Origin of the sequence: Paenibacillus sp. RC84 (genome assembly GCF_041260495.1) — a bacterium.
Taxonomy (GTDB): Bacteria; Bacillota; Bacilli; order Paenibacillales; family NBRC-103111; genus Paenibacillus_F.
Window position 1 is genome coordinate 1 of record NZ_JBGBYL010000003.1, and the last position, 12,075, is coordinate 12,075.

The 12,075-nt window shown below is 51.8% G+C and carries 10 protein-coding genes and 2 rRNA genes; 10 read left to right on the top strand and 2 right to left on the bottom strand.

What is annotated here, in order from left to right; all coding sequences use genetic code 11:
* Together ABH899_RS07155 and rrf are read left to right on the top strand one after the other, a co-directional pair.
* Positions 1-97: ribosomal RNA gene (locus ABH899_RS07155) — 23S ribosomal RNA — on the top strand; the annotation flags it as partial.
* Positions 98-232: 135 nt separating this feature from the next.
* Positions 233-349, top strand: a 5S ribosomal RNA gene (gene rrf, locus ABH899_RS07160).
* Between the two features lie 211 nt (positions 350-560).
* Here the strand turns inward: rrf and ABH899_RS07165 are convergent.
* The gene (locus ABH899_RS07165) at positions 561-1,424 is read right to left on the bottom strand and encodes a helix-turn-helix domain-containing protein (protein WP_369995175.1); all 864 of its coding nucleotides are present in this window, start codon (positions 1,422-1,424) and stop codon (positions 561-563) included.
* A gap of 159 nt (positions 1,425-1,583) precedes the next feature.
* Between ABH899_RS07165 and ABH899_RS07170 the strand changes: the two genes are divergently transcribed.
* The 8 genes from ABH899_RS07170 (at position 1,584) to ABH899_RS07205 (ending at position 10,983) form a co-directional block, all read left to right on the top strand.
* Positions 1,584-2,678 (top strand): glycoside hydrolase family 88 protein, encoded by a 1,095-nt coding sequence (locus ABH899_RS07170; protein ID WP_369995178.1) that lies wholly within the window; start codon positions 1,584-1,586, stop codon positions 2,676-2,678.
* Positions 2,679-3,091: 413 nt separating this feature from the next.
* Complete coding sequence (locus ABH899_RS07175) at positions 3,092-3,370, top strand: hypothetical protein (RefSeq protein WP_009677268.1); 279 nt, start codon at positions 3,092-3,094, stop codon at positions 3,368-3,370.
* Positions 3,371-3,864: 494 nt separating this feature from the next.
* Positions 3,865-4,833 carry a ubiquinol oxidase subunit II gene (cyoA, locus tag ABH899_RS07180; protein ID WP_369995965.1) on the top strand — a complete coding sequence of 323 codons (969 nt, stop codon included), beginning with the start codon at positions 3,865-3,867 and terminating at the stop codon, positions 4,831-4,833.
* A 23-nt stretch (positions 4,834-4,856) separates the two neighbouring features.
* A complete protein-coding gene (locus ABH899_RS07185) occupies positions 4,857-6,827 on the top strand; it encodes a cbb3-type cytochrome c oxidase subunit I (protein ID WP_369995182.1) in 1,971 nt (656 codons plus the stop codon).
* 30 nt (positions 6,828-6,857) lie between these two features.
* Positions 6,858-7,457 carry a cytochrome o ubiquinol oxidase subunit III gene (cyoC, locus tag ABH899_RS07190; RefSeq protein WP_170318738.1) on the top strand — a complete coding sequence of 200 codons (600 nt, stop codon included), beginning with the start codon at positions 6,858-6,860 and terminating at the stop codon, positions 7,455-7,457.
* A gap of 1 nt (position 7,458) precedes the next feature.
* Positions 7,459-7,803: a cytochrome o ubiquinol oxidase subunit IV gene (cyoD, locus tag ABH899_RS07195; protein WP_009677253.1), complete on the top strand. Its 345-nt coding sequence runs from the start codon at positions 7,459-7,461 to the stop codon at positions 7,801-7,803.
* A 1,267-nt stretch (positions 7,804-9,070) separates the two neighbouring features.
* On the top strand, positions 9,071-10,744 hold the full coding sequence (gene argS / locus ABH899_RS07200; RefSeq protein WP_369995185.1) for an arginine--tRNA ligase domain-containing protein: 1,674 nt from the start codon (positions 9,071-9,073) through the stop codon (positions 10,742-10,744).
* Complete coding sequence (locus tag ABH899_RS07205) at positions 10,693-10,983, top strand: DALR anticodon-binding domain-containing protein (protein WP_369995187.1); 291 nt, start codon at positions 10,693-10,695, stop codon at positions 10,981-10,983. The genes argS and ABH899_RS07205 overlap by 52 nt, the downstream gene beginning before the upstream one ends.
* Positions 10,984-11,102: 119 nt before the next feature.
* Here ABH899_RS07205 and ABH899_RS07210 read toward each other — a convergent pair whose 3' ends face one another.
* Positions 11,103-12,041: a D-alanyl-D-alanine carboxypeptidase family protein gene (locus tag ABH899_RS07210; protein ID WP_369995189.1), complete on the bottom strand. Its 939-nt coding sequence runs from the start codon at positions 12,039-12,041 to the stop codon at positions 11,103-11,105.
* Positions 12,042-12,075 lie beyond the last annotated feature (34 nt).

Here is a 12,075-nt window from a genome sequence, read left to right on the forward strand (position 1 = left end):
GTAAGACCCCTTGAAGACGACGAGGTAGATAGGTTGGAGGTGGAAGCACAGCAATGTGTGGAGCTGACCAATACTAATCGGTCGAGGGCTTGACCACAAGGTTTTTTCCGACAGGAAAAGCCGCATCGAAAGCATATAACACATATGCACCACAAGATCTTTGGATGGATCGACTGCACGTTTCGCTGCTAGTTTTCAGGGAGCAACCCTGATGTGTCTGAATAGACACCTGTTTGGTGACGATGGCGGAAGGGAACCACGCGTACCCATCCCGAACACGACCGTTAAGCCTTCCAGCGCCGATGGTACTTGGACCGAAGGGTCCTGGGAGAGTAGGACGTTGCCAAGCAAATGAGAGTCCTTTTGAACGTAACCGTTCAAGAGGGCTGTTTTTGTATGTAGACGAATTTACCGGCGTTTTGTATTCTATTGGAAGCTATACTAATGGCATTGCATCGGAGCACTGCTTCTGTTCTATAAGTTTCGATGGTTTGAAACTGAAGCAGCAGGCTAGGCACAAAAAAGGCAGGACGTCTGAAGACGTTCTGCTTTTTTTGTGCCTAGCTCAAGCGATATTTTGCGGGCGAAAGTCCATTGTGCTTTTTGAACAGTTGACAGAAGTAAGAGAAGTTAGAAAATCCGATTCGTTGGCCGATTTCTCGGACAGATAAATTCGTCGTTTTGAGAAGAAAAGAGGCCTGTTGCAGCCGTTTAGCAGTCAAATAGTTAGTCAAGGTGCTCCCGGTCTCCCTGTGGAACAGGTAGGAAACATGGTTGGGAGTGAGGTGCACGTGCCTGGCCAAATCGGTTAAACGAAATTCCAAGGCATAGTTGGCTTCGATCCATGCGAGGATGGCAACCACGGACGGAGAAAAGCGGAGTGCGGAGCCTACTCTGCCTACGGCTGATTGTTTATCAAAAAGGTCTTGAATCCGGTGGAGGAGGGAGAGCGTATCCAGCAGAACTTTTTCGGACTGGGCCGGAGTGTTCCGGTTTGCTTGGGGTTCACCCTTATAAAAATGAAAGAGTTTATCCATGGCATCCGTATCCGTCACGCCTACCCACTGTTCTCCGAAAGGATGTTTCCAGATATGCAGCAAGAAACTGTTTAACGACGGGTAAGGCTCGGTATACCGGAGCAACACGGCCGGATCGAACAGAAGCATGGAACGGATGTAAGGTTGTTGTTCGGTAATGGTCATCCGAATCGTATGAAGCTGAAAGGGTTTGAAATACAGAAGTGTGCCGGGTTTCATCTCAAACAGTTCCTGCCCGATCATGACCCTCCCGTTGCCGCGGTGGACATATAAAATTTCGATTCCCTGATGGGCATGGAAAATATCTCGAAAGTTTTCCGAACGATTCAGACAGAGGGAAAGCTGCACGGGATGCCGTCCAAGATCGGCATAATTATCAAGTCTCATGGTGAGCGACCTCAATGAATTCGTAATATAACAACATTATATCATAATATCCCCAAAACAAGTCCGGACGGTGTTTGCTACGATAGAGGAATAACGTATAAACGGAGTCTGCCCGGTGGAGTGGAGTGCCGGAGGATTGCCGGGAAGGCAGGGATAACGATGAACAAGGAAGAATTATGGGGCAGTTTGTATAAGAAAGTAAACGCTATGGCACAAAAAATGGGGAATAAATCGCCTCATGTTGCTTTTGACGGAGTCTACGATGATATGAGGATCGATTGGTGGACATCCGGGTTCTGGCCGGGTATGTTGTGGATTATGCATGAAATGACAGGCGATCCTTCATTCCGGGAAAGAGCCTGGGACTGGGATGCGAATCTGGAACAGTGTATGGTAAGCAAATCGAACCTTCATCATGATGTAGGGTTTCAATTTCTTCCGACTGCCGTGATCAAATACAAGCTTACGGGAGATGCGGATGCACGCCGAAGGGGGATTCAGGCGGCGAATTTTCTGGCGGGGCGGTTTAATCTGGCCGGTCGCTTTCTGCGCGCCTGGAATCAGGATAAAACCGGCTGGGCCATCATTGACTCCTGCATGAATCTATCCCTGCTTTTCTGGGCGGCGGAAGAAATCCAGGATCCCCGCTTTCGCCATATAGCGGCGGCTCATGCGGATACCGTGCTGGAGCATTTTATCCGGGAAGACGGATCGGTCAGGCACATTGTCAGCTTTGATCCGGAGACGGGGGCTTTTCTGGAAGCGCTGGGAGGCCAGGGACATTCGCCGGAATCGGGATGGAGTCGCGGTCAGGCGTGGGCCCTTTACGGGATGGCGAACGTTTACCGGTACACCGGCGATATACGTTACCTGCATGCGGCGAAAAGAGTCGCCCACTATTTTCTGGCTTCCCTGCCGGAGGATGCCGTGCCCCACTGGGATTTCCGTACCGGGAATGCGGAAGGGGAGCCCAGAGATACGTCGGCGGCAGCTTGCGCGGCGTCCGGTCTGCTTGAAATCGCAAAGCATGTGGCTGCCCCTGAAAGAGTGCTGTATGAGCGGGCCGCGGTGAGGATTATGGCAGTTTTGGCAGGATCGTACGCGTCTTTTGATGACGAGACCGAAGCGATCCTTCGGGAAGGCACGGGAAATAAGCCTGCCGGCCAGAACGTCGACGTGGGGTTGATCTACGGCGATTACTTCTTTGTCGAGGCGGCCGCAAAGCTGAACGGCTGGCAGGGAAGCATTTTTTAAAGAAGCAAAGAAAGCGAAGGACATCCGGAAAAACAGAGAAAGACACATACAGTCTCAGAGTGTCAGTCTTTAGAAGAACGGATAACGTTTTTTCATAAATGGAATCATACAAGGGTGGTTAGGGAGCATGCTCCCTGGCACAGTCATACGGCCATCGAAAGTAGGAGCTGCCGTAAGTTCATAAGAGCCCATTTGCGGAAATTCGCGGATTAACGGGGAAAGGAGTCTTTGCAGGCAACTGTGCAGCTAAGATAATGGGAGGCTGTTTACCTAATGTTTACCTCCTTCTCATTTCGGGTAATGAAAAGTGTCCAATTATTGATCAAAATTTGAAAATTGTTTGAACAAATTTTAAAGATTGTGCTATAATAGACACAAATAGACCCTTACTGCACGAAAGGGAAGTGATATCAATGACAACTAAAACATTAACGGTACCGCAAAGACAAAAAAACGAACGCGAAGTTGGTCGCTTATTTACTTTTATGAACATGATGGCATGGAGTTCGCTTGTAATCGGCATTATTATGAGCTTGTGGAACGTATTTCACTTTAGCGACAAGAACCTGACGTTGATGGTCGGCATCGGCTTTATGGTCGGAAGCGTGTTCATTTATACAATCGGCACAGCGATTCATCTGGTGCACGAGCGTAAATTCGAACAGCAGGAGAACGGCGAAGTAACCGAATGACGCAGGAATGAATGAGAAGTCCTCCGGACCCGAAAGGGTGGAGGGCTTTTTCTATTGTCTTGGAGTATGGAGTATGAACGTGTGAGAGAAAGAGCGCATATTTAACCGGGACAGGTTGTTAGAAGACGGCCGTTTGGGGTAATGAAGCTTAAGGTGTGTCTGGAAATCGACATAATCGGACAGATTTTACGTTCACAATTAGACTCAAACGGGTGCTAGGTTTCATCCAAGTTTTGGTGAAAACGTTGGTCTGACAAGGTTTTCTGCCTATTCATTACAAAAAAACGTCGAAACGTTGAACTTTCTATTACGGAATTTCAACGGTTCGATGACACCTTTGTTAACAGGGCAGATGTTCGATTCCGTTTCTGTTATGTTTATCACATACATGAAAGAACGAACGATCTCCGCATCTTCTGATGGCGGAGGCGTTAGTCAGGAGATGAGGAGAATTGAAGAAGGGGAACTTGTTCCGGCGTTTAAGCGCAGTATTCATGCTGGTCTTGATGACGGTCGTTTCCGCAGGCTGTAAAAGTCCGATCGTATTGGATCCGAAAGGTCCCGTCGGTCAGCAGCAGATGGATTTGATCGTGATTTCGACTCTGCTCTGCCTGGTCATCATCGTACCCGTACTCGTGATTACCTTTGTAATCGTATGGCGCTACCGTGACAAGCCGGACAGAAAGGCGAAATATACGCCAAACTGGGAGCACAGCACTAAGCTTGAAACCATTTGGTGGGGGATCCCGATTCTGATTATTTTGGCACTGGGTATCGTAACGGTCCGTTACACGCATGCGTTGGAGCCTTCCAAACCGCTTGCGGCCGAGAAAGAGGTTAAGCCGATCACGATCCAAGTTACATCGTTGGACTGGAAATGGCTTTTCAAGTATCCGGAGCAAGGTATCGCGACAGTTAACTATGTTCAGTTTCCGGAAGATGTGCCGGTCCGTTTCGAACTGACTTCGGATGCACCGATGAACTCCTTCTGGATTCCGCAGCTTGGCGGACAGATTTACACCATGTCCGGTATGGCCATGAAGCTGAACCTGATGGCCGACGAGCCTGGTGAATATATGGGATCGGGCGCTAACTTCAGCGGTAAAGATTTCGGTAAGATGAGATTCGTCGCGAAAGCAACGACTCAAGCCGACTTCGATTCCTGGGTCAAAGAAATCAAAGGCAGCTCTCCGGAGCTTACGCTGGACGGCTACAAGAAGCTTGCGGAGCCTGGCGTATCCGAGGTTCAATCTTTCTCCAAATTCCCGGAAGGGTTGTTTGAGAAGATCGTAACGAGATACTCCCCGTCCCATAACCATGGAGGCTTCGGTGCACCTGCACCCGCCAAACCATCCGCCGGTACCGAGTCGGGCACTTCCGACAAAGCGGCCGGAAACAGTTCAACGGAAGGCTCGGGCGCAGTGAAGCAAGAAGCTTCCGCCGCTCATACGGGTCATGAATAGAGAGGAAAGGGGGAACATCCATTATGTTGGATAAAATCAAAGATTTCGCGTCCACGTTCTTCGTAACCGGCGATCCGCTGATCTACGGCGCTGACGTGAGTATCGCTCTGGCGACCATCGCCATCATCTTTGTACTTACTTATTTTAAAAAATGGACATGGCTGTGGCGCGAATGGCTGACTACCGTCGACCATAAGCGTGTCGGTATCATGTATATCATCGCTTCGATTCTGATGCTGTTCCGCGGCGGCGTCGATGCGCTGCTAATGCGGACGCAGCTGGCGATGCCGGATATGGAGTTCCTGCAGCCGGAGCACTATAACCAAATTTTCACCACGCACGGCGTAATTATGATTTTGTTTATGGCGATGCCGCTTATGTTCGGCTTGTTCAATATCGCCGTACCGCTTCAAATCGGAGCGCGCGACGTTGCGTTCCCGTTCCTGAACGCGCTCAGCTTCTGGCTGTTCTTCTTCGGCGCGATGCTGTTCAATATGTCTTTCGTTATCGGAGGCTCGCCTGATGCGGGCTGGCTGGCCTATCCGCCGCTGTCGGAGCTTTCACACAGTCCGGGGGTCGGGCAGAACTTCTACATCTGGGGGATTCAAATTTCCGGTATCGGGAGTTTGATGACCGGTATTAACTTTATCGTGACCATTCTGAAAATGCGCGCACCGGGCATGAAGCTCATGAAAATGCCGATGTTTTCCTGGTCCGTGCTTTCCAGCTGTATCGCGATCATTTTCGCCTTCCCGATCCTGACCGTGACGCTGGCCCTGTTGTTCCTGGACCGTTTCATGGGCGCGCACTTCTTCACGCTCGATGGCGGGGGCAACCCGATGATGTACATCAACCTCATCTGGATGTGGGGTCACCCTGAGGTTTACATCGTTGTCCTGCCTGCATTCGGTATATTCTCCGAAGTCGTCGCGACTTTCGCGAAGAAAAAATTGTTCGGGTACAAATCCATGGTGTTCGCCATGATGATTATTAGCGTTCTCTCGTTCTTTACCTGGGCGCATCACTTCTTTACGATGGGTTCGGGGGCCAATGTCAATGCCTTCTTTGCCATAACGACGATGATTATCGCGATTCCGACGGGCGTGAAGGTGTTTAACTGGCTGTTCACCATGTACCGGGGTAAAATCAGGTTCGACACGCCGATGCTGTGGACGATCGGATTTATTCCGTGCTTTATCGTGGGCGGGATGACCGGGGTGCTGCTCTCCGTAGCGCCGGCCGACTTCCAGTTCCACAACAGTTACTTCCTGATTGCCCACTTCCACCAAGTGCTCATCGGCGGTGTCGCATTCGGATACTTCGCCGGTCTTTACTACTGGTGGCCGAAGATTTTCGGCTTCAAGCTGAATGAGAAGCTCGGTAAATGGGCATTCTGGCTTTGGAATATCGGTTTCTATGTCTGCTTCATGCCGCAGTATTTCCTCGGCCTGGACGGCATGACACGGCGTCTCAGCACGTATGGTTGGGATTCGGGCTGGTACGGCTTGAATCTGACGTCCACTATCGGGGGCTTCCTGATGGGGATCGGTTTCATTTTCCAAGTGTGGCAAATCGCACACAGCATCAAATTCATGGAGCGCGACACAACAGGCGATCCGTGGGACGGACGTACGCTGGAATGGTCCATTCCTTCGCCGGCTCCGCTTTATAACTTTGCGACGATTCCTACGGCAAGCATGCAGGATCCTTACTGGGAAGAGAAGCAGCGTCTGGAGCAGGGCGGCAAACCGGCGCCTAAGGCGAAGCTTGAACCGATTCACATGCCGAAAAACTCGGCGATTCCGTTCATCAAATCGCTTTGCTGGTTTATCGCGGGCTTCGGGTTCGTGTTCGGCTGGATGTTCTTCGCCATCCCGGGCATGATCGGAGTGGCGTTGTGTATGCTCGCGCATTCCTTCAACTATGATACAGATTACTATATTCCGGTGGATGAGATTGAACGCACGGAAGCCGCGGCAAGGGGGTCGGTCTAATTGGCACAAGCAAGCAGTCCTAATAAAGCAATGTCTCACCAGCACGATCACAGCCATGATGATGGCCATCATGACCTCGAATCGCTGCGGATGTTCGGCTTCTGGATCTTCCTGATCACCGACGTTATTCTATTCGGTACGCTGTTCGCTACGTACATCGTTCTTCACGGCAACACTAACGGCGGTCCGACTCCGGCAGAACTGTTCGAAATGCCGGGTATTATCGCGGAGACGTTCATCCTCCTCACGTCCAGCTTTACAAGCGGTCTGGCGGTGCTGGCGATGAACAAAGGCAACCGTAAAGGCCTGATCGGCTGGCTGGCCGTAACGGCGCTGCTGGGCGCTTCCTTCATCACGCTGGAAGTAACCGAGTTTGTAAAAATGGTTCATGAAGGCGCGACGATCTCCACGAGCGGTTTCTTGTCCGGGTTCTTCACCCTGGTCGGAACGCACGGAATCCACGTATCCGTCGGTCTGGTATGGATGATTGCTTTGATGATTCAGCTAAGCCGTCACGGCATCAACTCCGTAACACGCCGCAAAGTGAACATCATCAGCTTGTACTGGCACTTTCTGGACGTGGTCTGGATCTTCGTCTTCACGTTCGTTTACTTGATGGGGGTGATGTAAGATGGCACAACATACGACCCATTCGGGCGGAGCGCATGATCATGAACACCATGAATCGCATGGTTCTCTGAAGTCTTACGTCATCGGTTTCCTTCTGTCGATCGTGCTGACGATTATTCCGCTGGTCGTGATCCTGAACAAAATGGTAACGGGCAAGGCGGCCATTCTGGTCCTGCTCATTACCGCCGTTCTCCAGTTCGCCGTGCAGCTTCTGTTCTTCATGCACTTGACGGACGAGAAGGGGCCTCGATACAACCTGCTGACTTTGATTCTCGGTCTCGTAATTCTGACGACGATCGTAGCAGGTTCCATCTGGATTATGACTTACAATACCGTCGCTCACTGAGCGAGGTCCGAAAGAGCTTTCCCGTTCATGCGGGGAAGCTCTTTTTTTATGGGCATCCGTAAGAAAAATGTTTATTTCGTAAATGAGCACGAGGGAAGTAGAAGGTAACCTACACAGCGTTCCATCTGTCCGGCTATTCATTAGATCGGTTTATGTTCGTGGATAAAAGAGGAAACGAATCGACAAAAAAAGAATAGTACACCTATGAGCTTGTTTGTACTTTTTACTAACGAAACTTAAGTTGGCGGGTAAGGATGGAGATTCGTGTGAAGCATTGTCCTAATTGTAACAGTGATCGAATCAAGCAAACTTCTTCTATTTTAACGAGACTGCTGCTCTCTGTTTACTTTTTTCTTACCTTTATATTTTTCACGGGAGAGGTTTCTTATGGGGCCTTGATTTCCTTGATTCCGTTCGTAGCTCCTTATGATAATAAATGCCTCAACTGTAGTCATCTATTCTATAAATTCTTTCCCCGATTGAACAAGGCTGCTTTATTCAGATTTTCGGTTCTGGATCAGTGTGTTTTGGCCCTCGCTCCTTCCATGCTTTTGATTACAGGGTTAATCGAATTCTTTCCTTATACGGGGCTTGGCAGAATTGTTTCTCTTCCCGTTATTTATGTTTTAAACAGTACCGTGATCGTGATTGGCTTCATAAAAAGAACCAGATACGTAAATCGGGCTGTTTCGGTAACCGTCGCCATCCTGATAACGTTATTCCTTTCCATTTTATTGTATCCCCAAGAGTTCAACCCCCCTGTTATGGAGCAATTGTGGGAGTTGGCTTTTGGGTAGTAATCACAAAGGTAGAATTTTGTTGTACCCGTGCAATAAGAAAAAAAGAAAGGTCAATTAGCCGTTCAATTATAGGAAAGATGCGGCAGCACGGTCGGAGGGGGAACACTGAACGTGAATGCTGACACCTTGACAAGGATCGAACGATCCTGTATAAATAAATCTAATTATTCAAACAACGCAAAACAGGAACGTTTAAGAACGGGATTGGCATTCAGACGGATAGTCGCAGCGAGCCGGAAAAGGTGGGAGCCGGTACGGATGTCTGATTGGCCGCGGGCCCGGGAGATGGTCTTCTGAACGGAAAGTAGGGAGATCCGGCTGAGCGCCGTTATCGGTCAAGAGAGGTCCGGTTTTCGCCCAGGAGGCAGCCGGACACTTAGAGTGGTACCGCGGGATCTTACGAGCTCTCGTCTCTTCATAGAGACGGGGGCTTTTTGCGTTTCACCCAAAAAACCGGAGGCGATACTATGATTTCCACACAATTAAGCGATGAAATCGAAAGACAGGTCCGGAAGCTGCTGGACGAAACCGGTACGCCGTGGCCGGCAGGAATTAAAGTGCTGGTGGATAAGCCGGCCCATCCCGAGCACGGGGAGTACAGTACGAATGTGGCCATGCTCTTAGCCAAAACGTTAAAAAAACCACCCCTGGAGATTGCGGAAAAGCTAAAAATGGAGCTGGAGCATTCCGGCATTGCAGAAGGGATTTTTTCGAAAGTGGAGGCTGCTCCGCCGGGCTTTTTGAATTTTGCTATCGATTGGAGCGCCTGGATGAACCGCCACCGGGAATACTCGGCTTATGCGGGGGATGGCGGGAAGGGAAAGGTGATGATCGAGCATACGTCGATCAATCCGAACAAATCGGCGCATATCGGACATTTGCGTAATTCCTGCATTGGGGATACGCTGGCGCGCCTATTATCGAGAGCAGGCCGTGAAGTCGAAATTCACAATTACATTGATGATCTGGGCAACCAGTTGGCTGATACGGTAGTGGGTATCCTTCATACGAAGACGGAGGGAAAGCATGTCTGTTTCGGTGATTTTTGCTGGGATACGTATGCAAAGGTGAACAGAATGTATAAAGAGGAGCCTGGCCTTCAGGAAGAGAGAACGAGGGTTCTGCACGAGTTGGAGGAAGGAACCTCTTCTACGGCCTGGATCGGGCGTTTGACGGCGGAAAAGATTGTGCGCGAACAACTTCACGAGATGAAGGCGTTCGGCATCGGCTATGACGTGCTCGTATGGGAAAGCCGGATTGTATCCGAGGGGCTGTGGGAAGCCGCTTTTGAGCATCTTCAGGCTACCGAGGCCTTTTATAAAGTGGAGGAAGGCAAGCTTGCCGGATGCTGGGTGCTGCGTCACGGAGGTGAGCGCAGCGGTGAAGCGGAGGGGGCCTCAAATCCTGAACCGGAAGCGCATCAGGCGGACAAAGTGCTCGTCCGGTCGAACGGGATACTGACTTATACGGCGAAAGATATCGCGTACCATCTGTGGAAGTTCGGCTTGTTGTCCCAAGATTTTACGTATATGCCGTTCGCGGAAGGCGTCTGGTCCACCGATTCGCAAGGATATGCGATGCCGTACGGCCGCGGAGAGACGGTGATCAATGTGATCGATTACCGGCAGGAATATCCGCAGACGATGGTTAAGCTGGCGCTGGAGGCGCTCGGATACAAGGAGCAGGCGGCCAGGCTGCTGCATGTCAGCTACGGAGTCGTGTCGCTGAGCCCCGAAACGGCCGAAAGCCTTGGGGTCGACACTTCCGCAGGCAAAGGCTCGTATGCCATGTCGGGCCGCCAGGGTGTAGGCATCAAGGTGGCCGAGCTCCTCCATGTGATGGAGGAGAGCATCGAATCCAAGCGCTCCCGGCAGGAGGGGCTTTCCAGCCGGGAGATTGCGGCCGCCGCAATCCGGTATTACCTGCTGAAATATCATCTTCAGACGGAAGTCGTTTTCGATCTGCGCCAGGCGACGGAAGTAAGCGGAAATTCCGGCGTATATCTGCTGTACGCTTACGCCCGTGCCGGAAGTGTGCTGGAAAAGGCAGCCGCAGGGCGGATGGGAAGCGGCAAAGCGCTCATGGAGCGGTGCCTTCCGTTGACGGCGGGGCGCTGGAGCCCCCGGAGCGTCAGCTGCTGAAGCAGATCGCGTACTGGACCGAGACCATGGATGCCGCCGTCCGGCAGCTGGCTCCGAATCTGATCTGCAGCTATGCTTTCGAGCTGTCGCTGCTGTTCAACAATTTCTACGGTGCTTGCCCGATACTGAAGGGTCCGGCCGACCGGGTGGAGCTGCGGGTGTGGCTGACTTGGAAATTCCGTGAAACGTTGGGGAAGGCGCTCGATGTGCTCGGACTGCCGGCTCCGGAACGCATGTAATTCTTCCGGCGAGCATGGTATGCCGTACCTTGACCGGAAGGCTCCGTGAAAGGGGGCCCGGCCGCACGGGCAAGGAGAGCGCGGCCCGTGCGGCACGGTCCGGTCTGTCCTGGCCTAGCTTAGGCGGCTTCTTTGTTCACGGCAAGCTTTAACAGCGCATGGGTGTCGGTATAGACGCCGCCTGAGCTTGACCGGAGTACGACGGTAATCAGGTTCTTCCCGTCAAGGTCCGCCGATGAGACAAGACAATAGCCGGCTTCGTCGGTGAAGCCTGTTTTGACACCGTTAACGCCTTTGAAGTAGTAGGCGCCGCCCTCTTGAAGAAGCTGGTTCCGGTTGACGAAAGTTTGCGAATGTCCGGCCGAAGCGACCGTATGCCGGGGCTGATCGACAATGCTGCGGAACACTTTGTTCTTCATGGCTTCACGGGCAAGCAAGGCCATATCGCCCGCAGTCGTGTAATGCTTGGGATCGTGCAGCCCGTGCGGGTTCGTGAAGTGGGAGCGCTTGGCGCCGACCGCGGCGGCCTTCTCGTTCATCAGACCGGCGAAATAGGCGATGCCCTCTTCCGCGGAGAGCTTGCGGCCGCTATCCTTCTCCGCTATGTAGCGGGCGACGGTTCTGGCCGCGTCGTTGCCGGAAGGAAGCATCATCGCGGCGATAAGATCTTCCAGTGAAAGGCGCTGGCCTTCCCACAGTCCGGCGGTGCTTTCACCCGTTGTTTTCAGCCGGATTTCGTCGCCGACCGTAATGCGGTCCTTGGCGCCGCCTTTCTCGAGGGCGACCATGGCGCTGACGATTTTGGTGGTGCTGGCGGGATAAAGGCGCGAGTCCTTTTGTTTCTCGAAAAGGACTTTGCCGGTATCCGCGTCCATGAGTACGGCGGCTTCTCCCTCGACGGAAGAAGTTAAAGGGCTGCCGCTTTCGCCCAGAAGACCAGAGCGCAGCGTCGATATGGCGGAGGCCGCGTGAGGTTGGATAACATGTAAGGGATCCGAGACAAGGGTCAAGGCGACGACGGCAGCCGTGAGTCCCAGCAGGGTTGATTTTAGTTTCATAGGGTAGTGCTCCTTTCCGGTTTGAGGCGGTAAC

What these genes read in the sequence shown, in the direction of transcription:
- ABH899_RS07165 (WP_369995175.1), bottom strand. Translation starts at nt 1,424, where the DNA reads ATGAGACTTGATAATTATGCCGATCTTGGACGGCATCCCGTGCAGCTT.
- ABH899_RS07170 (WP_369995178.1), top strand. Translation starts at nt 1,584, where the DNA reads ATGAACAAGGAAGAATTATGGGGCAGTTTGTATAAGAAAGTAAACGCT.
- ABH899_RS07175 (WP_009677268.1), top strand. Translation starts at nt 3,092, where the DNA reads ATGACAACTAAAACATTAACGGTACCGCAAAGACAAAAAAACGAACGC.
- cyoA (WP_369995965.1), top strand. Translation starts at nt 3,865, where the DNA reads ATGCTGGTCTTGATGACGGTCGTTTCCGCAGGCTGTAAAAGTCCGATC.
- ABH899_RS07185 (WP_369995182.1), top strand. Translation starts at nt 4,857, where the DNA reads ATGTTGGATAAAATCAAAGATTTCGCGTCCACGTTCTTCGTAACCGGC.
- cyoC (WP_170318738.1), top strand. Translation starts at nt 6,858, where the DNA reads ATGTCTCACCAGCACGATCACAGCCATGATGATGGCCATCATGACCTC.
- cyoD (WP_009677253.1), top strand. Translation starts at nt 7,459, where the DNA reads ATGGCACAACATACGACCCATTCGGGCGGAGCGCATGATCATGAACAC.
- argS (WP_369995185.1), top strand. Translation starts at nt 9,071, where the DNA reads ATGATTTCCACACAATTAAGCGATGAAATCGAAAGACAGGTCCGGAAG.
- ABH899_RS07210 (WP_369995189.1), bottom strand. Translation starts at nt 12,041, where the DNA reads ATGAAACTAAAATCAACCCTGCTGGGACTCACGGCTGCCGTCGTCGCC.